Origin of the sequence: Klebsiella ornithinolytica NBRC 105727 = ATCC 31898 (assembly GCF_001598295.1) — a bacterium.
GTDB classification, from domain to species: domain Bacteria; phylum Pseudomonadota; class Gammaproteobacteria; order Enterobacterales; family Enterobacteriaceae; genus Klebsiella; species Klebsiella ornithinolytica.
This window is the reverse complement of the sequence record NZ_BCYR01000008.1, coordinates 81676-104922: the sequence shown is the minus strand read 5'-3', so window position 1 is coordinate 104922 and position 23247 is coordinate 81676. Positions and strand designations below refer to the sequence as shown.

Genomic DNA, 23247 nt, shown 5'->3' with positions numbered 1-23247 from the left:
CCGTTATGTCTGTTATGGAAGTCGATCTGCACAAACTGAAAATCAACGACCCGTTCCTCGGCCAGTACCAGCAGCTGGTGCGCGATGTGGTGATCCCGTATCAATGGGATGCGCTAAACGACCGTATTGCCGAGGCGGATCCGAGCCATGCAATCGAAAACTTCCGGATTGCCGCAGGGCAGCAGGAAGGAGAATTTTACGGCATGGTCTTTCAGGACAGCGACGTGGCTAAATGGCTGGAAGCCGTTGCCTGGTCGCTATGTCAGAAGCCGGACGCCGAACTGGAAAAAACCGCTGACGAGGTGATTGAACTGGTGGCGGCCGCCCAGTGCGAAGATGGCTACCTGAACACCTACTTCACGGTCAAAGCCCCGGCGGAACGCTGGACTAACCTTGCAGAATGTCATGAGCTGTACTGCGCGGGCCACATGATTGAAGCGGGCGTCGCCTTCTTCCAGGCCACCGGCAAACGCCGCCTTCTGGAGGTCGTTTGCCGTCTTGCCGATCATATCGACAACGTGTTCGGCCCCGGCGACAACCAGCTGCACGGCTACCCTGGCCACCCGGAGATCGAGCTGGCGTTAATGCGCCTGTACGACATTACCCAGGAGCCGCGTTATCTGGCGCTGGTGAACTATTTCGTTGAAGAGCGCGGCACGCAGCCGCACTTTTACGATATCGAATATGAAAAGCGTGGCAAAACCTCCTACTGGAATACCTACGGCCCGGCCTGGATGGTGATGGATAAGCCCTACAGCCAGGCGCACCAGCCGATTTCCGAACAGCCTGTCGCCATCGGCCATGCGGTACGTTTTGTCTACCTGATGACCGGCGTCGCCCATCTCGCCCGCTTAAGTCAGGACGAGGGCAAACGTCAGGACTGCCTGCGCCTGTGGAACAATATGGCTCAGCGCCAGCTGTATATTACCGGCGGCATTGGTTCGCAGAGCAGCGGCGAAGCCTTCAGCAGCGACTATGACCTACCAAACGACACGGTCTACGCGGAAAGCTGCGCGTCTATCGGACTGATGATGTTTGCCCGTCGGATGCTGGAGATGGAAGCCGACAGCCAGTATGCCGATGTGATGGAGCGTGCGCTGTATAACACCGTGCTGGGCGGGATGGCGCTGGATGGTAAACACTTCTTTTACGTTAACCCGCTGGAAGTGCACCCGACATCGTTAAAATTCAACCATATCTATGACCACGTGAAGCCGGTGCGTCAACGCTGGTTTGGCTGCGCCTGCTGCCCGCCAAACATAGCCCGCGTACTGACCTCGCTGGGGCACTATATCTACACGCCGCATCAGGATGCGCTGTACATCAACCTGTACGTGGGTAACAGCGCGGAGATCCCGGTGGGTGATGAAACCCTGCGCCTGCGGATCAGCGGTAACTATCCGTGGCAGGAGCAGGTGAAGATAGCTGTCGACTCACCGACGCCGATCAATCACACCCTGGCGCTGCGCCTGCCGGACTGGTGCGATAACCCGCAGGTGACGCTCAACGGCAAGCCAGTGGCCCAGGATGTACGCAAGGGGTATCTGCATATTAGCCATCGCTGGCAGGAAGGCGACACGCTTCTGTTAACGCTGCCGATGCCGGTGCGCCGCCTTTACGGTAATCCGCTGGTGCGTCATCAGGCCGGCCAGGTCGCTGTCCAGCGCGGTCCGCTAGTGTACTGCCTGGAGCAGGCGGATAACGGCGAGCAATTGCATAACCTGCAGCTGCCGCGCAACGCCGGGTTCAGCGCCTTTGAAGGGAAAGGGATTTTTGCCCACAAGGTGATCCTGCAGGCGCCAGGTTATAAGCAGACAGCGGAAGACGCCGGCCAGCAGGCGCTATGGCATTATGATCGTGCGCCGACAACCCGCCAGCCGCAGACCCTGACCTTTATTCCGTGGTTTAGCTGGGCCAACCGTGGCGAAGGCGAGATGCGCATTTGGGTAAAAGAAGCAGAGGAATAAGCGCGAAGGTTGTCGCTGAACCACTGGCGGATTCAGATTTCCCGGTAGCGCTGCGCTGAGCGGGCTACCGGGTCGGTCTGGTAGCCCGGACAGGCGGGTCAAGCACCGCCTCCGGGATTTCCCTGGCTACAGGAACAGTGCCTTATCACGCAGGATATGGTCGTTGCCACGTCGGCGGGTAAAGCCAATCCGGTCGAAATATTCAAGAATCTGAATCGCCAGCTTGCGCCCGACGTTCAGGGTATCGCGGAAATCGGCCGCACAGGTGGATCCACGAGCCAGATCCAGTTCGCGGATCATTCTGGCAAAGGCCACGATCCGATCGTTGCGGTAATAACGATCTTTGACGATCGCGGTAATCATCCCCTGCTGCGCCGCCTGACGCAGCACCGCGCGCATCAGCGCCTCTTCAACGCCCGCCTCTTTCGCCAGGTCACGTACCCACCAGGGCTCGTCGGCAAACAGGTCGGCAACCCGCAGCCAGATGCTCTGCTGTTCTTCGGTAAAGCCCGCTTTGTGTTCCGGCAGATGTAACCATCCGTGATGGCTATCGATAGTCCCGCTGGCGCGCATCTGCTCAATCAGCAGCAGTACCAGCGCTTCGTCCTCCATCGGCAGCGCAATACGCCGCAGACGTTCGCGGCCCGGTCCAGGCTCGTCGCGATGCTGATCGTGGTAGCGCGCCAGGGCATCAAGCAGCTTGCGCTGCCAGCGCGCGGCCAGCGGGGCGCTGAGCAGACTGTTGCCCGCCTGCAGGTAATCCGGGCGGTTAATCAACACGTTCAGGCCTTCATCGCTGAGCTGGCGCGCCCAGGCAAAATCATCGAGACGGACGGCATCGCGTTGCAGATGAATATCCAGCGCCTGAGCATCATCCCCCTGCGACGCGGCTAACGTCGCCAGCCATTGTAAATATTCAGGCTTACGCTTGCCGCGCCGCGGCGGATTTAGCGTCACCACGCGGGCACCCGCCAGGGTAACGCGAGCGGAGATATCGCGCAGCACCAGGCGGTCGTTATCTGCCAGCCACAGCGGAGTATCGAGTACCAGTTCGGCGAGATCCCCCTCCAGCAGCGATACGCGTCCGGTAATATGGCTGGCGGCATGATGGATATGCAAAGATTGCCATTGCGTCAACGGCGTGTGGCACTGCAACTCAACGATCACCCGTTCAGAAGCCTCCGGCGGCCGCACCGAGAGCAGCCAGTCGCCGCGATTCAGCGCCTCTTTTTGCGCATCGCCAACAATATTCAGGGCGATACGCTGGCCTGCCCAGGCCTGCCCGACGGCCTGGTTCTGGGCGTGCAGACCGCGCACGCGCATCGGTTTATCGACCCCGGTCAGCCACAGCGTATCACCCACATTGACCTCGCCCGACAGCGCCGTTCCGGTCACCACCAGCCCGGCACCTTTAACCGTAAAGGCTCGGTCGATCGCCAGGCGAAAACGCTGGTGCTGCGGGTGCGCACGGGCGGACAGCTGCAGTAAATGCTCGCGCAGTTCGGCGATCCCCTGGTTTTCAGTAGCCGCGGTGGCAAACAACGTGGCGTCGGTAAAACCAAATTCTGCCAGCACCGCCGTCACGTCGCCACGCACCTCTTCAACGCGCTGCGCCTCGACGCGGTCCGCTTTGGTCAACGCCACCGTCAGCGACGGCTTTCCCGTCAGCTGCAGGATGGCCAGATGCTCGCGGGTCTGCGCCATCACGCCATCATCGCAGGCCACCACCAGCAGCGCGTGGTCAATGCCACCTACGCCCGCCAACATGTTAGACAAAAACTTTTCGTGGCCAGGCACATCGATAAACCCCAGCACGCGACCGTCGGGCTGTGGCCAGTAGGCGTACCCCAGATCGATCGTCATCCCGCGTGATTTCTCTTCCGGCAGGCGGTCAGCATTAACGCCGGTAATCGCCTGCAGCAGCGTTGTTTTACCGTGGTCAACATGTCCGGCGGTGGCAATAATCATTGTAATAGCATCTCCATAAACCGGGGTTCATCTTCAAGACAGCGCAAGTCCAGCCACAGACGCCCATCGTAAATCCGTCCGATAACCGGGATCGTCAGCCCGCGCCAACGGGCCGCCAGCGCCTCCAGCTGACTGCCACGACCATCGCGCGGCGCAAAGGTCAGCGCCGCCCCAGGCAGACGGTCTACCGGTAGCGAACCGCTGCCAATTTGCGACTGACATGGCTCCACCCGCACCTCAAACTGCGTGTAGTGCGCGGCCAGCAACGGCTGCAGGCGCAACGCCTGCGCCTGAATCGCCTCCGCCGTGCGGGTCAGCAGGCGCAGGGTGGGCAGCCGATCGGCCAGCGTTTCCGGATGCAGATAGAGCCGCAGAGTGGCTTCCAGCGCGGCAAGGGTCATTTTATCCGCTCGCAGCGCGCGCTTAAGCGGGTGCTGCTGCAGACGGGCAATCATCGCCTTCTCACCAACGATAATCCCCGCCTGCGGACCACCCAGCAGCTTATCGCCGGAGAAGCTCACCAGACTGACTCCCGCCGCGATCATCTCCTGCGGCATCGGCTCTTTCGGCAGACCATACTGGCTCAGGTCAACCAGCGAACCACTGCCCAAATCAGCCACCACCGGAATCCCCGTTTCGCGGCCAATCGCCGCCAGTCCGGCCTCATCGACGGCCGTCGTGAAGCCCTCGATGCTGTAATTGCTGGTATGGACCTTCATCAACAGCCCGGTATTCTCATTCACGGCCTGACGATAATCTTTCGCATGGGTGCGGTTGGTGGTGCCGACTTCATGCAGGATACAACCCGCCTGGCGCATCACATCGGGAATACGGAATGCACCGCCGATCTCCACCAGCTCGCCGCGCGAGAGCACCACTTCTTTACCGCCGGCGGTGGCCGCCAGCATCAGCAGCACCGCCGCAGCATTATTGTTGACGATGCAGGCATCTTCCGCGCCGGTTATGCGGCACAGCAGCTCCGCCAGCGCCCGATCGCGGTGGCCGCGCCCGGCATCATCCAGGCTGTACTCCAGCGTGACCGGCGCACGCATCGCCTGTGCAACTGCGTCAACCGCCGCTTCTGCCTGAATTGCGCGCCCCAGGTTGGTATGCAGCACCGTGCCGGTGAGATTGAACACCGGGCGCAGCGCGCTTTGCAGCGTTTGCGCCAGCCGTCGCCCGGTTTCCTGCGGCCAGTCATCGCACCAGGCCGGCAGCGCCTGCTGCTGACGAATGTATTCCCGCGCCTCCTCCAGCATCTGGCGCAACAGCGCCACCACCTGAGCATGGCCATAGCGGGCCAGCACAGCAGAAAAAGCGGGATCGCGAAGCAAACGGTCGGTGGCCGGCAGCCGGGTGTAAAGCGCACGAATATCGGTAGTCATGAATGGACCTGGCGGTAAGTTATTTACCCCCCTCCCGACGGGAGAGGGAGTCAACAAATCAGCGGTGATTGTAACGTCTCCGGGAGGAAACTGTTACCTGCCTGGGTCAAGTCCTTGGCGGTTCGGTACGGGCAAAACTGGCGCGCTGGAAAAGCGCATCGACCAGCTTAATCAGCTGAGGCCGCGTCGCGCACCAGCCGGGCGCAACCCGCCGAAAGTTGAGATAGGCAATCGCGCACGCCGCTGAAATCGTGGCCAGATTGACCTCGTCGATACGCAGACTGCCATCGGCGACATAGGCTTCCAGCGCATCGAGTCCCCGGGTCACTTTCTCCCGCTGGCGCAGCAGCTCGCTTTCTGACTGCTGCGCAGCCGGACGGCTCTTTTCGCGCACCAGCGCCTGCGCCGCCTCCATTACGCCGTCGGCCAGCGCCTCCAGCTGACGCATTTTCAACGCCGCTTTCGGGTCCGCTGGCACCATTGCCGGCGCAGCGCCGAGTTGATCAAGGTATTGCGCGATAATGGGGGAGTCATACCAGCATTCGCCGCCGTCCGTGACCAGCACCGGCACCTTACCCAAGGGATTGTATTTCCCGACGCCGTTCACGTCCTGGTAGGGAAATTCATTGACGAATTCGAAGGGGAGGTTTTTCTCCAGCAGAATGACGGAGATTTTACGCACAAAGGGACTGGTGTAGCTGCCGATCAGTTTCATTACCTGCTCCTTTCGCCAACAAAAAAGTAGAAGCCTGATGGGACAGGCTCTATAGCCAAAATAGTTCGAGTTGCAGGACCACAACGCTTTCGACGTTGTTGAACAGCGTTTACGCTGCCCCCACAGGGGCGAGGCCGAAGGCCGAGTAACGCGGCGACGCAGAGAATCCCCAGTCACTTACTCAAGTAAGTGACTGGGGTGAACGAGGACAAATTCGTCAGGAACGAATTTGAACGCTGTTCGCAACGCCCGTAGGGCAAGGCCCAGGGATGGGCCGAGTATTGCCAACGACCATGCAACTTGAAGTATGACGGGTATAAGTATGGTTCAGGCGCAGGCAAAAGGCAGGTCAGACTTAACGTCAGCCTGCCTTCATCGCAATTAATGATCCAGGTAGAGGTAGTGCATCCAGCTGGTCATGCGCAGCAGGACCTTTCTCATGACCGATACATGGCTGAAGTGGTCGGAATAGACCGCCACCTGAGCATAAATACCGTCCGGCAGCGAGTCGACATCCGCGTTGGGATCCAGCTCAATTGTCGCCAGTACGCCATCGGTTCCCGGTAAGACCGTCAGCGACTGTAATGCCCCTTGAGCCTGGTAAGATCCACCCGGGACCACCGGAAGAATATTGGTCAGCTTGCCATGGAATACCTGGCCCGGCAGCGCGTTAAAGACCACTTCGGCATCATCGCCTGGCTTCAGTCGCAGCAGCGAGTTTTGGCGGAACTGAGCAACAATCTGCCGTTTTTGTTCCGGGATAAAGACCATCACCGGGCGCAGCGGCAGCGCTGCCGCATAGGTGCCGGGACGGATCAGCACCTGGGTAACATAGCCGTTGCTTGGCGCGCGAATAACGGTCTGGTCGAGGTTATATTTCGCCTCCGCTAACTGCGCGCGCAGACTGACAACCTGCGACTGCTCACCGCCCACCATGCTGTCCAGTTGACTCTGAATCTGTGCCTGCTCGGCAACCGATGCTTTTACTAACGCATCCTGCGCCAGATAGTTTTGCCGGGCATTATCGATATCGCTTTCTGAGAACGGGTTGACCCGCGCCTGGCTGCCTTTCAGGTAGCGTTGGTAGTCTTTGTAGAGCCGATCGCGCTCGGCGGAAACACGCACCGTGTTTGCCTGCGCTTCTGAAAGCTGCGCCTTCAGAGTGTTGATGCTGTGCAGCGCGGTCACCAGATCGGCCTGCAGTCTATCTACCCGGGCCTGATAGCGCACGGGATCAATCGTAAACAGGACATCACCCTTATTAACACGTTGATTCGTTTTATCCGTCACGGTACTGACGATACCGGTCACCTGTGGCGTAATGGGAATCGAAATAACCGCCTTTTGTGCAGTAAATGTATAAGGATGGTTATAGTTCATTAATAAAATAAGGGCGCTGACGAGAAATATACCGCCTAATGCCGCCGTGGCGAGAGTCCACTGGTTAACCGGAATACGAAATATCTTAAAAACCGCCCATGCAATCGCCACATAGGTCAATACAATTAACAGATCCATGATTAGCGCTCCGGGGTCTCTTTATCTGCGGATGAGGGCACCGCACCCAGTCTTTTTTCCAGCTCGGCAACACGTTGTGAAAGCCGATCGATATCGGGATCGCGTTCAGATGGAGGAAGATGAGATTTCATTCCCCACCCGCGCTCAGGCTGGTAGAGAGTGGCCCAGATCCACAGGAATGGCCAGATAACATGCAGCGTAAACAGGCTCACCCACCCGGCGGTATGGATGGCATCAGCGTGGGGATGATTACGTTTTTTAGCCATTAAATAGGGAATATCATGAATCGCGATAATTCCATAAAAGAGAACCAGAAAAACGAAGATCAATACACCCAGCGCAAAATAGTTGAGAAACATATGTGCCTCACTAAACACGACGTCAGCTCATCAATGATATAAAATGGTAAGCAACCAAATTAATTAATGAAATTTAAGTAAAAGGAAAATGCACTTATAATTTAAGGCCGGGGAGTATTGTTTTTAGTTATTCTCCTTGCAAGTTTTTAAGCGTGACAAAATATATCCTGAAGAACTATAGACTTATCTTTACATGTTGAGCTTAAGCCACATTCTGACTTTTTTCCATACGGTACGCCGATGATGTTTTTTCATTCTGCAGCCTGTTTACCGACGCCGGCCACAGTGCGAGCGAGCAGAGTTTGCCGGCGATCACATCCGCAAAATTCAGCGAATTATTTTTTGTGAACAAAGTCACAATATCGAGACAAACTGAAAACAATATTATGTGATGTAATTCACATTAATTAGCCTAATCAGGCGAATTTTGACCCATTGTCTTTTTTTTGCACACCCATTTTGTGATGCACGTCACTACAAATACCTGCCAGATACCTATATTCATGTGATCAGAATCACACTAAAACCCACCGACTGGACAGTTTAACGATTCAGTGCCAGATTCGCTTTATCAATCAGGGTCCGGCGACCTCTGCCGCCATATTCACAACAAGCCTCGGGCTTTTAGCCTACGCGATAAGCAAAACAGAAGAAGGGGTGTTTTATGTCATCCGATATCAAGATCAAGGTGCAAAGCTTTGGTCGTTTCCTCAGCAATATGGTGATGCCAAACATCGGCGCGTTTATCGCGTGGGGTATCATCACCGCATTATTCATACCGACAGGGTGGTTACCGAATGAGACGCTGGCGAAGTTAGTCGGCCCGATGATCACCTACCTGCTGCCGCTGCTTATCGGCTATACCGGCGGTAAGTTAATTGGCGGTGAGCGTGGCGGCGTCGTCGGTGCCATTACCACCATGGGCGTCATCGTCGGCGCGGACATGCCGATGTTCCTCGGCGCCATGATCGCAGGTCCACTGGGCGGCTGGGCGATTAAACATTTTGATAGCTGGGTAGACGGTAAGATTAAGTCCGGTTTCGAGATGCTGGTGAACAACTTCTCCGCCGGTATTATCGGGATGATCCTCGCCATTCTGGCATTCCTCGGCATTGGCCCGGCGGTTGAAGTCCTGTCCAAAATTCTGGCGGCGGGCGTTAACTTCATGGTTGTCCATGACATGCTGCCGCTGGCATCTATCTTCGTTGAACCGGCGAAAATCCTGTTCCTGAACAATGCTATCAACCACGGTATCTTCTCGCCGCTGGGTATTCAGCAGTCTCATGAGCTGGGCAAATCAATCTTCTTCCTGATTGAAGCCAACCCGGGCCCGGGGATGGGCGTACTGCTGGCATACATGTTCTTTGGTCGCGGTAACGCGAAGCAGTCTGCAGGCGGTGCGGCAATCATCCACTTCCTGGGCGGTATCCACGAAATCTACTTCCCGTACGTACTGATGAACCCGCGTCTGATCCTTGCCGTTATTCTCGGCGGTATGACCGGCGTGTTCACCCTGACTATCCTCAACGGCGGTCTGGTTTCTCCTGCTTCCCCAGGTTCTATCCTTGCGGTGCTGGCGATGACGCCGAAAGGGGCGTACTTCGCTAACATCGCGGCCATTATTGCCGCAATGGCCGTCTCCTTTGTGGTCTCCGCCATTCTGCTGAAAACCAGCAAAGTGAAAGAAGAAGATGATATCGATGCTGCGACCCGTCGCATGCAGGATATGAAAGCTGAATCCAAAGGCGCGGCTACTCCGCTGTCTGCAGGTGCCGTGGCTAACGATCTGAGCCACGTGCGCAAAATCATCGTGGCCTGCGATGCCGGCATGGGTTCCAGCGCCATGGGTGCCGGGGTGCTGCGTAAAAAAGTGCAGGATGCGGGGCTGGGCAATATCTCCGTCACCAACTGCGCCATTAACAACCTGCCGCCGGATGTCGACCTGGTGATTACCCACCGCGATCTGACCGAGCGGGCGATGCGCCAGGTGCCGCAGGCCCAGCACATTTCGCTGACCAACTTCCTCGACAGCGGCCTGTACACCAGCCTGACCGAGCGTCTGGTTGCGGCGCAGCGCCATACTGACAACGAAGAGAAAGTCCGCGGCAGTCTGAAAGACAGCTTCGAGGCCGCCGATACAAATCTGTTTAAGCTTGGCGCAGAGAATATCTTCCTCGGTCGCAAAGCGGCGACCAAAGAAGAGGCGATCCGCTTTGCGGGCGAGCAGCTGGTGAAAGGCGGCTACGTTGAGCCTGAATATGTCCAGGCGATGCTGGATCGTGAAAAACTGACCTCCACCTATCTGGGCGAGTCCATCGCGGTACCACACGGCACGATTGAAGCTAAAGATCGCGTCCTGAAGACCGGCGTAGTGTTCTGCCAGTATCCGGAAGGGGTTCGCTTTGGCGAAGACGAAGATGACGTAGCCCGTCTGGTTATCGGTATCGCGGCACGCAATAACGAGCACATTCACGTGATTACCAGCCTGACTAACGCGCTGGATGATGAGTCGGTGATTGAGCGCCTGACCCGCACCACCAGCGTTGAAGAAGTGCTGGCGCTGCTGAAAGGCACCAAAGCGTAAACGGTCCCGGCCACGCCGGGAGACGAATCACCCTCTCTCTCTGACTGGAGAGAGAGGGTTCGGGTGAGGGGCAAGCCTCACCCGAACCCTCTCAGGTAAAAACATTAATGAAGGTTAATACTATGAATGCATTACATTTTGGCGCAGGTAATATCGGACGTGGCTTCATCGGCAAATTGCTGGCTGACGCGGGGATCGCGTTAACATTCGCCGATGTGAATCAGGTGGTACTTGACGCCCTGAATGCCCGTCATAGCTATCAGGTTCACGTCGTCGGTGAAAACGAGCAGGTCGATACCGTTTCCGGCGTCAATGCCGTCAGCAGCATCGGCGATGAAGTGATTGACCTGATTGCCCGCGTTGACCTGATCACCACCGCCGTCGGCCCGGTTGTGCTGGAGCGCATTGCGCCGGCTATAGCGCAGGGGCTGGCGAAGCGTAAAGCGCAGGGACTTACCGCCCCGCTAAACATCATTGCCTGTGAAAACATGGTGCGCGGAACCACACAGCTTAAAGGCCACGTGTTTAACGCTCTGGCGGAAGAAGACAAAGCCTGGGTAGAGGCCAACGTCGGCTTTGTCGATTCCGCCGTTGACCGTATTGTTCCCCCGTCCGCCTCTGCGACGCATGACCCGCTGGAAGTGACCGTGGAAACCTTCAGCGAGTGGATCGTCGATAAAACTCAGTTTAAAGGCACTTTGCCGGCGATCCCTGGCATGGAATTAACCGACAACCTGATGGCATTTGTCGAACGTAAGCTATTCACCTTAAACACCGGACATGCTATAACCGCCTACCTCGGAAAACTGGCCGGGCACCAGACGATCCGCGACGCGATTCTCGATGAGAACATTCGCGCCGTGGTGAAAGGGGCGATGGAAGAGAGCGGCGCGGTACTGATCAAGCGCTACGGCTTTGATGCACAGAAGCACGCCGCCTACATCCAGAAAATCCTCGGCCGTTTCGAGAATCCGTACCTGAAAGATGACGTTGAGCGCGTAGGTCGTCAGCCGCTGCGTAAACTGAGCGCGGGCGATCGTCTGATTAAGCCGCTGCTTGGTACGCTGGAATATGCTCTGCCGCACGTCAATCTGGTCAAAGGGATCGCTGCGGCAATGCACTTCCGCAGCGAAGAAGACCCGCAGGCGCAGGAGCTGGCAGCCTTGATTAACGAGAAGGGCCCCCAGGCTGCGCTGGCACAGATTTCTGGTCTGGATGCAGCAAGTGCCGTGGTGACCGAGGCCGTTAACGACTACAACGCCACCAAATGAGGCAAGACCTGGCGCGGTACGAACCGCGCCCATTACTACTCCTGTCAGATATGCAGGCAATAATGGAAGAAACACAGGCATTTGAAAACCGCGTGCTTGAGCGTCTGAATGCTGGCAAAACCGTACGAAGCTTCCTGATCGCCACCGTCGAGCTACTCACGGAAGCGGTCAATATTCTGGTGCTTCAGGTGTTCCGTAAAGACGACTACGCGGTGAAATACGCAGTGGAGCCATTGCTGGATGGCGATGGGCCGCTGGGGGACCTTTCTGTACGCCTGAAGCTGATTTACGGCCTTGGGGTGATTAGCCGCGCCGAATACGAAGACGCCGAGCTGCTGATGGCCCTGCGTGAAGAGTTGAATCACGACGGAAATGAGTACAGTTTTACCGATGATGAGATTCTTGGGCCTTTTGGCGAACTGCATTGTGTGACCGCCCTGCCGCCGACGCCGCTGTTTGATGACAGCGACGAAGAACTGCTGGCAATGCAGAAGCTGCGCTACCAGCAGGTTGTACGTTCAACAATGATGCTGTCTCTGACCGAGCTGATTTCCCGAATCAGCTTGAAAAAAGCCTTTCAGAAATCAACGCTCTGACCCGGATTCCACCTGGTCACAAGCCGGCCGGTAAAGCTGCCTGTAATACTCCAGACGACTCAGATACAGCGCCTCTTTGTTCTGCGGAATTTCCCGCGGCACGTTCTGCAAACGCGGGGATTTTTTCAGATACTCCATAAAAGCCTGGCTTGAAGCCATAAAATCAACTGTCTTGTCGATAATACGCGGTACGCCGTCACCGATTTTTGCCATCTCGCCCTCCAGTTTTCAGGGATCATCCTGTAAAGGATTAGCGAAAAGCGAGGTCAGGGTTGAGGAAAACGTGCGGTATAGACGACAGACTTCACAGAGATGAAAAACAGGCCACTCTTAGTCATAATATTATTAACATTCATATAATTAGAAATCATTACCTCTGAGACTTCCGCGGAAAAAACGCCGGATTGTGGATAAATGACTACCCACAACAGAAGTCACAGCACATACTATATGTTGTCGAAATCCCTTTATTAATAGATTAAGTCATCATGAAAGAAGTCGAAAAGAATGAAATCAAGCGTTTGAGCGACCGCCTCGACGCCATCCGCCACCAGCAGGCAGACCTGTCTCTGGTGGAAGCTGCGGACAAATACGCCGAGCTGGAAAAAGAAAAAATGACCCTCGAAGCCGAAATTATTCGCCTGCGCGAAGTTCAGGGCCAGAAACTGAGCAAAGAAGCGCAGAAGCTGATGAGCCTGCCGCATCGCCGCGCGATTACGAAAAAAGAGCAGGCCGATATGGGCAAGCTGAAGAAAAGCGTTCGCGGACTGGTGATTGTTCATCCGATGACCGCCCTCGGTCGCGAGATGAACCTCAAAGAAATGACCGGCTTCGCTAAAACCGAGTTCTAATCTTTTAGTCCCGAGGCCTCCCCGGTGGCGCTGCGCTGACCGGGGCTACGGAAACACATTCGCTGCCAGTCGCTGGCCGGACAGGCGTATCAGGCGCCGTGTCCGGGAATCCCCCTCCCTCCCGTGTAGTGCTACGCTAACCATGGCTACGGGAACACATACGCTGCCAGCCGCTGGCCGGACAGGCGTATCAGGCGCCGTGTCCGGGAATCCCCTTCCCTCCCGTGTAGTGCTACGCTCACCGGGGCTACGGGAATACATTCGCTGCCAGCCGCTGGCCGGACAGGCGTATCAGGCGCCGTGTCCGGGAATCCCCCTCCCTCCCGTGTAGTGCTACGCTCACCGGGGCTACGGAAACACATTCGCTGCCAGTCACTGGCCGGACAGGCGCTGATTCACCTGTCATTCACATCCATGATCTTTCTCTCTGCCCTATTGGCCCTACCAATTATTTCTTAAACCACTCAACGGTTCACATATCCATCATTTTTAGTCACAGATATATTGCCTGCCAATAACATTTGGTTAACCATTCGTTGTCGTTAACCCTACAACTCAATTTTGGCTGGGCCAGTTTTACAAAAGATGTGATCTGCAAGGAGCGCAGACTCAGCACCACATCTTTGCGGCCCGATGGAGACCTGCATGAACCTCTGGCAACAAAATTACGATCCGGCCGGTAATATCTGGCTCTCAAGTCTTATCGCCTCGTTACCGATTCTGTTTTTCTTTTTTGCCCTGATAAAGCTCAAGCTCAAAGGGTACCTGGCGGCGACATGGACCGTGGCCATTGCGCTGTCGGTCGCGCTGCTGTTCTATAAGATGCCCGTTGACCGCGCGCTGACTTCCGTGGTCTACGGCTTCTTTTACGGCCTGTGGCCCATCGCATGGATTATTATCGCCGCGGTTTTCGTCTATAAAATTTCGGTCAAGACCGGACAGTTCGACATTATTCGCTCGTCGATTCTCTCGATTACCCCTGACCAGCGCCTGCAGATGCTGATTGTCGGCTTCTCCTTCGGGGCTTTCCTCGAAGGTGCGGCCGGCTTTGGCGCTCCGGTGGCGATTACCGCCGCGCTGCTGGTCGGCCTGGGCTTTAACCCGCTGTATGCGGCGGGGCTGTGTCTGATTGTCAACACCGCGCCGGTGGCCTTTGGTGCGATGGGCATTCCGATTCTGGTCGCCGGCCAGGTCACCGGTATCGACAGCTTTGCCATCGGCCAGATGGTCGGTCGTCAACTGCCGTTCCTGACCATCATCGTCCTGTTCTGGATTATGGCGATTATGGACGGCTGGCGCGGTATCAAAGAGACCTGGCCGGCGGTCATGGTCGCCGGTGGCTCGTTCGCCATCGCGCAGTACCTCAGCTCTAACTTCCTTGGCCCGGAACTGCCGGATATCATCTCCTCTCTGGTGTCGCTGGTTTGCCTGACCCTGTTCCTCAAACGCTGGCAGCCGGTCCGTATCTTCCGCTTCGGCGATATGGGCGCCGCCCAGGTCGATCAAACGCTGGCGCGCACCCATTACAGCGCCGGGCAGGTCGTCCGCGCCTGGTCGCCGTTCCTGTTCCTGACCGCCACCGTGACTTTGTGGAGCATCCCGCCGTTTAAGGCCCTGTTTGCTCCCGGCGGGGCGATGTATGACTTCGTCATCAATATCTCCGTGCCATTCCTCGATAAAATGGTGGCCCGCATGCCGCCGGTTGTCAGCGCAGCCACCCCTTACGCTGCGGTGTATAAGTTCGACTGGCTGTCTGCCACCGGCACCGCCATCCTGTTTGCGGCTATACTTTCCATCGTCTGGCTGCGTATGAAGCCAAAAGATGCGCTGGTCACCTTTGGCAGCACGTTAAAAGAACTGGCTCTGCCGATTTACTCCATCGGCATGGTGCTGGCGTTCGCCTTTATCTCAAACTATTCCGGGCTATCGTCGACGCTGGCCCTCGCGCTGGCGCACACCGGCCACGCGTTTACCTTCTTCTCGCCGTTCCTCGGCTGGCTGGGGGTGTTCCTGACCGGTTCAGACACTTCGTCTAACGCGCTGTTCGCCGCGCTGCAGGCAACCGCGGCACAGCAGATCGGCGTCTCCGATATTCTGCTGGTCGCGGCCAACACCACCGGCGGCGTCACCGGCAAAATGATTTCGCCGCAGTCCATTGCCATCGCCTGTGCGGCGGTAGGCCTGGTGGGGAAAGAGTCGGACCTGTTCCGCTTTACCGTAAAACACAGCCTGATCTTTACCTGCATGGTTGGCGTTATTACCACGCTACAGGCCTATGTCTTAACCTGGATGATCCCATGATAGTGATGCCCCGGCGCCTTGCAGACGATGTAGCCCGTCGTGTGCGGGCGCTGATTGAAGAACAGAAGCTGGAGGCGGGCATGCGACTGCCCGCCGAGCGCCAGCTGGCCGCCCTGCTTGGCGTATCGCGCAACTCGCTGCGCGAAGCGCTGGCGATGCTGGTGAACGAAGGCCTGCTGGTCAGCCGCCGCGGCGGCGGGACTTTCGTGCGCTGGCAGCACGAAGCGTGGTCGGAACAGAATATCGTTCAGCCGCTAAAAACGCTGCTCGCCGACGATCCCGATTACAGCTTTGATATTCTGGAAGCCCGCCACGCCATCGAAGCCAGCACGGCCTGGCATGCGGCGATGCGCGCCACCGACGCCGAAAAAGAGCGCATTCGCCTGTGCTTTGAAGCGACCCAGAGCGAAGACCCGGACCTGGCCTCGCAGGCTGACGTTCGCTTTCATCTGGCGATTGCCGAAGCCTCGCATAATGTGGTGCTGCTACAAACCATGCGCGGCTTTTTCGATCTCCTGCAATCCTCGGTCAAACAGAGCCGCCAGCGGATGTACCTTGTCCCGCCGGTATTCGCCCGTCTGACTGAGCAGCACCAGGCCGTGATGGAGGCCATTTTCGCCGGTGACGCCGAAGGCGCGCGTCAGGCGATGATGGCGCATTTAGGCTTTGTCCACGCCACGATTAAACACTTTGATGAAGACCAGGCCCGCCAGGCGCGAATTACCCGCCTGCCCGGTGACCACAATGAAAATGCCAGGGAGAACCCGTGATGATTATTTCAGCCGCCAGCGACTATCGCGCAGCCGCACAGCGAATCCTGCCACCGTTCCTGTTCCACTATATCGACGGCGGCGCCTATGCCGAGCACACGCTGCGCCGCAACGTTGAAGACCTGTCTGATGTGGCGCTCCGCCAGCGGGTGCTGAAGAATATGTCGGACCTGAGCCTGGAGACGACGCTGTTCAAAGAAAAGCTCTCCATGCCGGTGGCGCTGGCACCGGTCGGGCTATGCGGGATGTACGCTCGCCGCGGTGAAGTACAGGCGGCAGGCGCCGCGGATGATAAAGGCATTCCGTTTACCCTCTCCACCGTTTCCGTGTGCCCGATTGAAGAGGTCGCTCCGACCATCAAGCGCCCGATGTGGTTCCAGCTGTATGTCCTGCGCGATCGCGGCTTTATGCGCAATGCGCTGGAGCGCGCCAAGGCTGCGGGCTGTTCAACTCTGGTCTTTACCGTTGATATGCCGACGCCGGGCGCCCGCTATCGCGATGCCCATTCCGGCATGAGCGGCCCGAATGCGGCGATGCGCCGCTACTGGCAGGCGATGACCCACCCGCAGTGGGCATGGGACGTTGGCTTAAACGGCCGCCCGCATGACCTCGGCAATATTTCCGCCTATCTGGGTAAGCCGACCGGACTTGAGGACTACATTGGCTGGCTGGCCAACAACTTCGATCCGTCCATTTCCTGGAAAGACCTTGAGTGGATCCGCGAATTCTGGGACGGCCCGATGGTGATCAAGGGGATCCTCGATCCGCAGGATGCGCGGGATGCGGTGCGCTTCGGCGCCGACGGGATCGTGGTCTCCAACCACGGCGGCCGCCAGCTCGACGGCGTTCTCTCCTCAGCCCGTGCGCTGCCGGCCATCGCCGATGCGGTAAAAGGCGATATCACCATCCTCGCCGACAGTGGTATTCGTAACGGTCTCGATGTGGTGCGCATGATCGCGCTGGGCGCCGATAGCGTGCTGCTGGGCCGCGCCTATCTGTACGCGCTGGCTACCCACGGTAAGCAGGGCGTAGCCAACCTGCTGAATCTGATCGAGAAAGAGATGAAGGTGGCGATGACCCTGACCGGAACCAAAACCATTGGTGAAATCAGCCGCGACTCTCTGGTTCAGAACGCCGACGCGCTGCAAACCTTCAATGCGATTAAGCAGGGTAACGCTGCGTAATCCCCCCGCCCGGCGCTCACCCACAGGGATGAGGGCCGGGCAAATATCTGCTATTCTGCCCGCGCGATTAAGAGCCTAATGAGACAGGGCAGCATGCTGAACATTGTACTATTCGAACCTGAGATCCCGCCAAATACCGGGAACATCATCCGCCTGTGCGCCAACACCGGCTTCAATCTGCATATTATTGAGCCGATGGGTTTCACCTGGGACGATAAACGCCTGCGTCGCGCCGGGCTGGATTACCATGAATTTACCGCCGTTCAGCGCCATCGTGATTATGCTGCCTTCGTGGAAAGCGCCAGGCCGCAGCGCCTGTTCGCCCTGACCACGAAAGGCACACCGGCTCACAGCGCGGTCAGCTATCAGGATGGCGATTTTTTGATGTTTGGCCCGGAAACGCGCGGCCTGCCGGCCAGCATTCTTGATGCCCTGCCGGCACAGCAGAAAATCCGTATTCCGATGATGCCGGACAGCCGCAGTATGAACCTGTCAAATGCGGTGTCGGTGGTGGTGTACGAGGCCTGGCGCCAGCTGGGGTATCCGGGCGCGCTATTGCGCAGTTAGCCTGAGTCATTCCCGGATTGCGGCGCGCTGCGCCTTATCCGGGCGACCCGATGTCACGGGTCCGTAGCCCGGCTAAGCGCCAGCCGGGGGAAAGCAGTAGGGCAGCGGATTCCGCGATAGCGGCGCAGGCGTCCGATCCTCGCTACGCAGGCAGCGCGTTATCGGGATAGCCCGCTTCTAGATACCATCGCCGTACTCAAAGGTATGGTGAATACCATTAAAGTGCTGATCCATATCCATCGCCGGCTTGTCGCTCTCTGGTTTACCGACGATACGCGCCGGTACGCCTGCAGCGGTGGTGTGCGGCGGTACGGGCTGTAGCACCACGGAACCGGCGCCAATTTTCGCCCCCCGACCCACTTCGATATTGCCGAGGATCTTCGCGCCGGCGCCAATCATCACGCCTTCACGGATTTTCGGGTGACGATCGCCGCTGGTTTTACCGGTACCGCCGAGGGTCACGGACTGCAGAATCGACACGTCGTCCTCAATCACCGCCGTTTCGCCAACCACAATACCGGTAGCGTGATCGAGCATAATCCCGCGGCCAATTTTCGCCGCCGGATGGATATCCACCTGGAAAGAAACGGAAACCTGATTTTGCAGGAAAATCGCCAGCGCCCGGCGCCCCTGATTCCACAGCCAGTGGCCAATGCGATAGGCCTGCAGCGCGTGGAAACCTTTCAGGTACAGCAGCGGCGTGGAGTACTTATCGACCGCCGGGTCGCGGGTGCGCACGGCCTGAATATCGCAGGCGGCGGAGGCGATCATCTCCGGATCGGCGGCATAGGCCTCTTCCACCACCTCACGAATGGCGATGGCGGGCATAATCGGCGACGCCAGCTTATTCGCCAGCATATAGCTCAGGGCGCTGCCCAGATTTTCGTGCTTGAGGAGCGTTGCGTGGTAAAAACTGGCGAGCATAGGCTCACAGTCGGCCAGAGCCCGGGCTTCGGCTTTAATATTGTTCCAGACGATATCCAGTTCTTCACACGGCATTGCTGACTCCAGGCGATAGCAGAATGACCGGCCAGTTCTACGCTGACCGGGTCATCGAGGTGACAAAGGTTCCTTTAAGCTTAATTGCTGCGCTCGTCCTTGCGTGCGCGGCCTAATAAAGTCAATGCTGCCTCGCGCGCAATTTTTCCGCAATACAATACCTGATAAATTTCCTCGGTTATTGGCATTTCGACACCTAAACGCTGTGCCAGAACGCGAACTTCCTTGGTATTGCGATAGCCTTCAACCACCTGTCCAATCTTATCCTGCGCGCTTTGCACATCCATACCCTGGCCGAGCATCATGCCAAAGCGGCGGTTACGCGATTGGTTATCGGTACAGGTCAGCACCAGATCGCCCAGCCCCGCCATCCCCATAAAGGTTTCCGGATCGGCGCCCAGCGCGGTACCGAGACGCGACATTTCAACCAGACCACGGGTTATCAGGGCCGTACGCGCATTGGCGCCAAAGCCGATGCCGTCAGACATCCCGGCGCCAATGGCGATGACGTTTTTCACCGCCCCGCCAAGCTGCACGCCGATAAAATCCGGGTTGATATAGACGCGGAAGCTTTTACCGCAGTGCAGCAAGCGCTGCAGGTCGTCGGCAAATTGCGGCTCCGTGGATGCCAGCGAAATGGCCGTCGGCAGCCCTGCCGCCAGCTCTTTGGCGAAGGTCGGGCCGGAAATAACCGCCAGCGGGATCGTGTCGCCCAGCGCTTCGCGCGCGACATCCTGCAGCAGGCGACCGGTTTCAGCCTCAAGGCCTTTCGTCGCCCAGACCAGGCGCGCATCCGGACGCATCAGCGGTTTAATCTGTCGCAGAACCTCACCAAAGACGTGGCTTGGCACCACAACCAGAATGTCGCGGCTGGCAGCCAGCGCGGCAGACAGATCGCTTTCAAGATGAAGCGTGTCAGGGAAAGGGACGTCAGGAAGGAAAGCGGCATTGCAGCGGTCATGTTGCAGCGTCGCGATATGTTTCGGGTCATGGCCCCAGAGCACAACATCGTGGCCATTTCTTGCCAGTGTGATGGCAAGAGCGGTGCCGTATGAGCCGGCACCGATCACAGTCATTGCAGCATTAAGTGCGTTCATCAGGCATCCTGATGTTGTTCGGCACCTTCGCCAGCTTGCTGCTGCAGATAGTTCATGAACAGCGCATCGAAGTTCACTGGCGCAAGGTTCAGTTGCGGGAAGGTACCGCGAGACACCAGGCTGGTAATGCACTCACGAGCATACGGGAACAGAATGTTCGGGCAGTATGCGCCGAGGCAATGCGCCATCTGGTTGCCGTCAATGCCGTCGATAGAGAAGATGCCGCCCTGCTGTACTTCACACAGGAACGCGGTTTCTTCGCCCAGCGCAGCGGTTACGGTTACGCGCAGCACCACTTCGTAGACGCCTTCAGCCAGCTGGCTGGAAGCGGTGTCCAGATCAAGTTTAACTTCCGGCTGCCAGTCTTTCTGGAAAACTTGCGGCGCATTTGGCGCTTCAAAGGAAATATCCTTGGTATAGATACGCTGGATCTGGAAAGTCATTTCGGTGCTGTTTTGTTCTGACATAGTAAAACCCTTTCGTGTTGTCCTTAAATACGCCTACCCGGCCTGGGTGGACGCAAAATTAGCGCAGCAGGGGATCAAGTCCACCACGTGAATCAAGCGCATACAAGTCGTCACAGCCGCCAATGTGCTGCTCATCAATAAAAATCTGCGGAACCGTCGTGCGACCGCTGCGTTGAATCATCTCTTCACGCTTCGCGGCATTGCCATCAATCGGCAGTTCATTGAACGTTACGCCTTTGCTGTTCAGCAGTGCTTTCGCACGGATACAGAACGGACAGGTCGCTTTGGTGTAGATATCAATATTGGCCATGACTTCACTCCTGTTTTTACCCGCAGGATGTTACGCCGCAGACAAGGCTGCCCCCAACGGATCGCCGCAGCGGGGGAAACCTGACTACGTCATAAAGACGTGGGTAAATTTATTTGCCGCGTACCAGCGGAAGGTTTTCGCCGCTCCAGCCAGCGATGCCTTCTTTCAGTACAAAGACCTTTTCGAATCCGGCTTTATTCAGCGCGCTGGCAGGCTCTTGCGCCTGCATACCGGAACCGTCTACCACTATAATGGGTTGTGCTTTGTGTTTTTCCAACTCACCAACGTTATTTGCCTTGATTTCGGTCGGCAGCAGGTTGATGGAGCCCGCGATATGGCCTTTACGGAAGTCGTCACGCTGACGCAGGTCGACAACCACGGCATCTTCTTTGTTGATCAGACGCGTCGCTTCACCACGGGTAATGACTTTAACTTTCGACATCAGCCCCTTAAAGGTGGTGAACAGCACCGCCACCAGCAGCGCGATCCACGCGATGCTCAGGACGGGGTGACGGCCGACGAATTGCATAATTTCTTGCATGGGGGGTTACAACTCCCGACTAAGTGATAAAAAAACCAGGGAAGGAGTATACCTGTGCATTGCGGCAAATACAGCCAGTGAGCGCGATGTAATGTATTTTCTGCGGCCCGTCACGAAAAAATCCCCTTCCGACGACTTTCGTGCGGGCCCGACGCTCTCTTTCTTTGATCTTTTACGGTGCTTTGAACGATTCAGCTGTAGTAAAATTACGCAAATTTTCTGTCTTTGAGCATGAGGTTGTCGCAATGTCGAATTCTAAAAAGCCGATGGTACTGGTCATTCTTGATGGCTATGGCTATCGTGAAGACCAGCAGGATAACGCGATTTATAGCGCGAAAACGCCAGTCATGGACGCATTGTGGGCGAAACGTCCCCATACGCTGATTGATGCTTCTGGCCTGGAGGTTGGTCTGCCGGATCGCCAGATGGGCAACTCTGAAGTGGGTCACGTTAACCTCGGCGCCGGTCGTATCGTTTACCAGGATCTGACCCGTCTTGATGTCGAAATCAAAGAACGCACGTTCTTTGCAAATCCGGTGCTGACCGCCGCGGTCGACAAAGCCGTTGCTGCGGGTAAAGCAGTGCACATTATGGGCCTGATGTCCCCTGGCGGCGTTCACAGCCACGAAGACCACATTATGGCGATGGTAGAGCTGGCCGCCGAGCGCGGAGCAGAAAAAATCTACCTGCACGCTTTCCTCGATGGCCGCGACACGCCGCCGCGCAGCGCTGAAAACTCCCTGGCGAAATTTGAAGAAAAATTTGCCGCTCTAGGTAAAGGCCGCGTGGCTTCCATTATTGGCCGCTACTACGCCATGGACCGCGACAATCGCTGGGACCGCGTTGAGCAGGCATATGATCTGATGACCCTGGCGAAGGGCGAGTTCCAGGCCGACACCGCCGTTGCCGGTCTGCAGGCCGCTTACGCTCGCGATGAAAACGATGAATTCGTGAAGGCGACCGTGATCCGTGCCGAAGGCCAGGCCGATGCCGCGATGGAAGACGGCGACGCGCTGATTTTCATGAACTTCCGTGCTGACCGCGCCCGTGAAATCACCCGCGCCTTCGTCAACGCCGATTTCGACGGTTTCGCCCGTAAGAAAGAGGTCAAACTCGACTTCGTGATGCTGACCGAATATGCCGCCGACATTAAAGTCGCCTGCGCATACCCGCCGGCGTCCCTGGCCAATACCTTCGGCGAGTGGATGGCAAAGAACGACAAGACTCAGCTGCGCATCTCCGAAACCGAGAAATACGCGCACGTGACCTTCTTCTTTAACGGCGGCGTTGAAGAGCCGTTCAAAGGCGAAGATCGTATTCTGATTAACTCGCCGAAAGTCGCAACCTACGACCTGCAGCCGGAAATGAGCTCCGCCGAGCTGACCGAAAAACTGGTTGCTGCTATCAAGGGCGGTCAGTACGACACCATCATCTGTAACTATCCGAACGGCGATATGGTCGGTCATACCGGCGTCATGGAAGCGGCAATTAAAGCCGTTGAAACGCTGGACAACTGCATCGATCAGGTTGCCAAAGCGGTAGAATCCGTCGGCGGCCAGCTGCTGATTACCGCCGATCACGGTAACGCTGAACAGATGCGCGATCCGGCAACCGGCCAGGCCCACACGGCCCATACCAACCTGCCGGTACCGCTGATCTACGTTGGCGATAAAGCCGTGAAAGTCGCCGAAGGTGGCAAGCTTTCCGATATCGCGCCAACCATGTTGTCGCTGATGGGAATGGAAATCCCGCAAGAGATGACTGGCAAGCCGCTGTTCATCGTGGAATAATCCTTCC

At 57.2% G+C, this 23247-nt stretch carries 21 protein-coding genes; 10 read left to right on the top strand and 11 right to left on the bottom strand.

The window, feature by feature from the left end:
• Positions 1-5: 5 nt before the first annotated feature.
• A complete protein-coding gene (locus tag ROR01S_RS16505; protein ID WP_004868869.1) occupies positions 6-1967 on the top strand; it encodes a glycoside hydrolase family 127 protein in 1962 nt (653 codons plus the stop codon).
• Between the two features lie 126 nt (positions 1968-2093).
• Here ROR01S_RS16505 and selB read toward each other — a convergent pair whose 3' ends face one another.
• From selB to ROR01S_RS16480, 5 genes are all read right to left on the bottom strand, one after another.
• Entirely contained in the window at positions 2094-3935 is a 1842-nt protein-coding gene (gene selB, locus ROR01S_RS16500; protein ID WP_064359695.1) for a selenocysteine-specific translation elongation factor, read from the bottom strand.
• Entirely contained in the window at positions 3932-5320 is a 1389-nt protein-coding gene (gene selA / locus ROR01S_RS16495) for an L-seryl-tRNA(Sec) selenium transferase (protein ID WP_064359694.1), read from the bottom strand. The genes selB and selA overlap by 4 nt, the downstream gene beginning before the upstream one ends.
• A gap of 106 nt (positions 5321-5426) precedes the next feature.
• Positions 5427-6035, bottom strand: coding sequence for a glutathione S-transferase (locus ROR01S_RS16490; protein WP_015585527.1), 609 nt, complete (start codon positions 6033-6035; stop codon positions 5427-5429).
• Positions 6036-6416: 381 nt separating this feature from the next.
• A complete protein-coding gene (locus tag ROR01S_RS16485; protein ID WP_004868880.1) occupies positions 6417-7553 on the bottom strand; it encodes an HlyD family secretion protein in 1137 nt (378 codons plus the stop codon).
• 2 nt (positions 7554-7555) lie between these two features.
• Complete coding sequence (locus ROR01S_RS16480) at positions 7556-7912, bottom strand: DUF3302 domain-containing protein (protein WP_004868882.1); 357 nt, start codon at positions 7910-7912, stop codon at positions 7556-7558.
• A 664-nt stretch (positions 7913-8576) separates the two neighbouring features.
• On the opposite strand from ROR01S_RS16480, the gene ROR01S_RS16475 reads away from it, so the two are divergent.
• The 3 genes from ROR01S_RS16475 (at position 8577) to mtlR (ending at position 12363) form a co-directional block, all read left to right on the top strand.
• The gene (locus tag ROR01S_RS16475) at positions 8577-10496 is read left to right on the top strand and encodes a PTS mannitol transporter subunit IICBA (protein WP_004868884.1); all 1920 of its coding nucleotides are present in this window, start codon (positions 8577-8579) and stop codon (positions 10494-10496) included.
• A gap of 122 nt (positions 10497-10618) precedes the next feature.
• Entirely contained in the window at positions 10619-11767 is a 1149-nt protein-coding gene (gene mtlD / locus ROR01S_RS16470; protein ID WP_048022810.1) for a mannitol-1-phosphate 5-dehydrogenase, read from the top strand.
• Positions 11764-12363 (top strand): mannitol operon repressor MtlR, encoded by a 600-nt coding sequence (mtlR, locus tag ROR01S_RS16465; RefSeq protein ID WP_015585526.1) that lies wholly within the window; start codon positions 11764-11766, stop codon positions 12361-12363. Before mtlD ends, mtlR begins: the two co-directional genes overlap by 4 nt.
• Here the strand turns inward: mtlR and ROR01S_RS16460 are convergent.
• The gene (locus tag ROR01S_RS16460; RefSeq protein WP_004868890.1) at positions 12352-12576 is read right to left on the bottom strand and encodes a hypothetical protein; all 225 of its coding nucleotides are present in this window, start codon (positions 12574-12576) and stop codon (positions 12352-12354) included. The two genes, mtlR and ROR01S_RS16460, sit on opposite strands and share 12 nt — an antisense overlap.
• 275 nt (positions 12577-12851) lie before the next feature.
• Between ROR01S_RS16460 and ROR01S_RS16455 the strand changes: the two genes are divergently transcribed.
• From ROR01S_RS16455 to trmL, 5 genes are all read left to right on the top strand, one after another.
• Positions 12852-13214, top strand: a complete 363-nt coding sequence (locus tag ROR01S_RS16455) for a YibL family ribosome-associated protein (protein WP_064359693.1) — start codon at positions 12852-12854, stop codon at positions 13212-13214.
• 645 nt (positions 13215-13859) lie between these two features.
• A complete protein-coding gene (gene lldP / locus ROR01S_RS16450) occupies positions 13860-15515 on the top strand; it encodes an L-lactate permease (RefSeq protein WP_004868894.1) in 1656 nt (551 codons plus the stop codon).
• Positions 15512-16285: a transcriptional regulator LldR gene (gene lldR / locus ROR01S_RS16445; protein WP_004868896.1), complete on the top strand. Its 774-nt coding sequence runs from the start codon at positions 15512-15514 to the stop codon at positions 16283-16285. The genes lldP and lldR overlap by 4 nt, the downstream gene beginning before the upstream one ends.
• Entirely contained in the window at positions 16285-17469 is a 1185-nt protein-coding gene (lldD, locus tag ROR01S_RS16440) for an FMN-dependent L-lactate dehydrogenase LldD (protein ID WP_004868899.1), read from the top strand. The genes lldR and lldD overlap by 1 nt, the downstream gene beginning before the upstream one ends.
• A gap of 93 nt (positions 17470-17562) precedes the next feature.
• The gene (gene trmL, locus ROR01S_RS16435; protein ID WP_004868901.1) at positions 17563-18036 is read left to right on the top strand and encodes a tRNA (uridine(34)/cytosine(34)/5-carboxymethylaminomethyluridine(34)-2'-O)-methyltransferase TrmL; all 474 of its coding nucleotides are present in this window, start codon (positions 17563-17565) and stop codon (positions 18034-18036) included.
• 177 nt (positions 18037-18213) lie between these two features.
• Here trmL and cysE read toward each other — a convergent pair whose 3' ends face one another.
• From cysE to ROR01S_RS16410, 5 genes are all read right to left on the bottom strand, one after another.
• Positions 18214-19035: a serine O-acetyltransferase gene (cysE, locus tag ROR01S_RS16430; RefSeq protein ID WP_004106845.1), complete on the bottom strand. Its 822-nt coding sequence runs from the start codon at positions 19033-19035 to the stop codon at positions 18214-18216.
• 80 nt (positions 19036-19115) lie between these two features.
• Positions 19116-20132 carry an NAD(P)H-dependent glycerol-3-phosphate dehydrogenase gene (gene gpsA / locus ROR01S_RS16425; protein WP_004868903.1) on the bottom strand — a complete coding sequence of 339 codons (1017 nt, stop codon included), beginning with the start codon at positions 20130-20132 and terminating at the stop codon, positions 19116-19118.
• On the bottom strand, positions 20132-20599 hold the full coding sequence (gene secB / locus ROR01S_RS16420; RefSeq protein ID WP_004868904.1) for a protein-export chaperone SecB: 468 nt from the start codon (positions 20597-20599) through the stop codon (positions 20132-20134). The genes gpsA and secB overlap by 1 nt, the downstream gene beginning before the upstream one ends.
• Before the next feature lie 58 nt (positions 20600-20657).
• The gene (gene grxC / locus ROR01S_RS16415; RefSeq protein WP_004868906.1) at positions 20658-20909 is read right to left on the bottom strand and encodes a glutaredoxin 3; all 252 of its coding nucleotides are present in this window, start codon (positions 20907-20909) and stop codon (positions 20658-20660) included.
• Between the two features lie 109 nt (positions 20910-21018).
• Positions 21019-21450 (bottom strand): rhodanese-like domain-containing protein, encoded by a 432-nt coding sequence (locus tag ROR01S_RS16410; RefSeq protein WP_004868909.1) that lies wholly within the window; start codon positions 21448-21450, stop codon positions 21019-21021.
• Between the two features lie 245 nt (positions 21451-21695).
• Between ROR01S_RS16410 and gpmM the strand changes: the two genes are divergently transcribed.
• Positions 21696-23240 (top strand): 2,3-bisphosphoglycerate-independent phosphoglycerate mutase, encoded by a 1545-nt coding sequence (gene gpmM, locus ROR01S_RS16405; protein ID WP_032718389.1) that lies wholly within the window; start codon positions 21696-21698, stop codon positions 23238-23240.
• Positions 23241-23247: the final 7 nt, after the last annotated feature.

What these genes read in the sequence shown, in the direction of transcription:
- ROR01S_RS16505 (WP_004868869.1), top strand. Translation starts at nt 6, where the DNA reads ATGTCTGTTATGGAAGTCGATCTGCACAAACTGAAAATCAACGACCCG.
- gpmM (WP_032718389.1), top strand. Translation starts at nt 21,696, where the DNA reads ATGTCGAATTCTAAAAAGCCGATGGTACTGGTCATTCTTGATGGCTAT.
- lldP (WP_004868894.1), top strand. Translation starts at nt 13,860, where the DNA reads ATGAACCTCTGGCAACAAAATTACGATCCGGCCGGTAATATCTGGCTC.
- cysE (WP_004106845.1), bottom strand. Translation starts at nt 19,035, where the DNA reads ATGCCGTGTGAAGAACTGGATATCGTCTGGAACAATATTAAAGCCGAA.
- ROR01S_RS16460 (WP_004868890.1), bottom strand. Translation starts at nt 12,576, where the DNA reads ATGGCAAAAATCGGTGACGGCGTACCGCGTATTATCGACAAGACAGTT.
- secB (WP_004868904.1), bottom strand. Translation starts at nt 20,599, where the DNA reads ATGTCAGAACAAAACAGCACCGAAATGACTTTCCAGATCCAGCGTATC.
- trmL (WP_004868901.1), top strand. Translation starts at nt 17,563, where the DNA reads ATGCTGAACATTGTACTATTCGAACCTGAGATCCCGCCAAATACCGGG.
- ROR01S_RS16455 (WP_064359693.1), top strand. Translation starts at nt 12,852, where the DNA reads ATGAAAGAAGTCGAAAAGAATGAAATCAAGCGTTTGAGCGACCGCCTC.
- ROR01S_RS16410 (WP_004868909.1), bottom strand. Translation starts at nt 21,450, where the DNA reads ATGCAAGAAATTATGCAATTCGTCGGCCGTCACCCCGTCCTGAGCATC.
- gpsA (WP_004868903.1), bottom strand. Translation starts at nt 20,132, where the DNA reads ATGAACGCACTTAATGCTGCAATGACTGTGATCGGTGCCGGCTCATAC.
- ROR01S_RS16475 (WP_004868884.1), top strand. Translation starts at nt 8,577, where the DNA reads ATGTCATCCGATATCAAGATCAAGGTGCAAAGCTTTGGTCGTTTCCTC.
- ROR01S_RS16485 (WP_004868880.1), bottom strand. Translation starts at nt 7,553, where the DNA reads ATGGATCTGTTAATTGTATTGACCTATGTGGCGATTGCATGGGCGGTT.
- lldD (WP_004868899.1), top strand. Translation starts at nt 16,285, where the DNA reads ATGATTATTTCAGCCGCCAGCGACTATCGCGCAGCCGCACAGCGAATC.
- ROR01S_RS16480 (WP_004868882.1), bottom strand. Translation starts at nt 7,912, where the DNA reads ATGTTTCTCAACTATTTTGCGCTGGGTGTATTGATCTTCGTTTTTCTG.
- mtlD (WP_048022810.1), top strand. Translation starts at nt 10,619, where the DNA reads ATGAATGCATTACATTTTGGCGCAGGTAATATCGGACGTGGCTTCATC.
- ROR01S_RS16490 (WP_015585527.1), bottom strand. Translation starts at nt 6,035, where the DNA reads ATGAAACTGATCGGCAGCTACACCAGTCCCTTTGTGCGTAAAATCTCC.
- selA (WP_064359694.1), bottom strand. Translation starts at nt 5,320, where the DNA reads ATGACTACCGATATTCGTGCGCTTTACACCCGGCTGCCGGCCACCGAC.
- lldR (WP_004868896.1), top strand. Translation starts at nt 15,512, where the DNA reads ATGATAGTGATGCCCCGGCGCCTTGCAGACGATGTAGCCCGTCGTGTG.
- mtlR (WP_015585526.1), top strand. Translation starts at nt 11,764, where the DNA reads ATGAGGCAAGACCTGGCGCGGTACGAACCGCGCCCATTACTACTCCTG.
- grxC (WP_004868906.1), bottom strand. Translation starts at nt 20,909, where the DNA reads ATGGCCAATATTGATATCTACACCAAAGCGACCTGTCCGTTCTGTATC.
- selB (WP_064359695.1), bottom strand. Translation starts at nt 3,935, where the DNA reads ATGATTATTGCCACCGCCGGACATGTTGACCACGGTAAAACAACGCTG.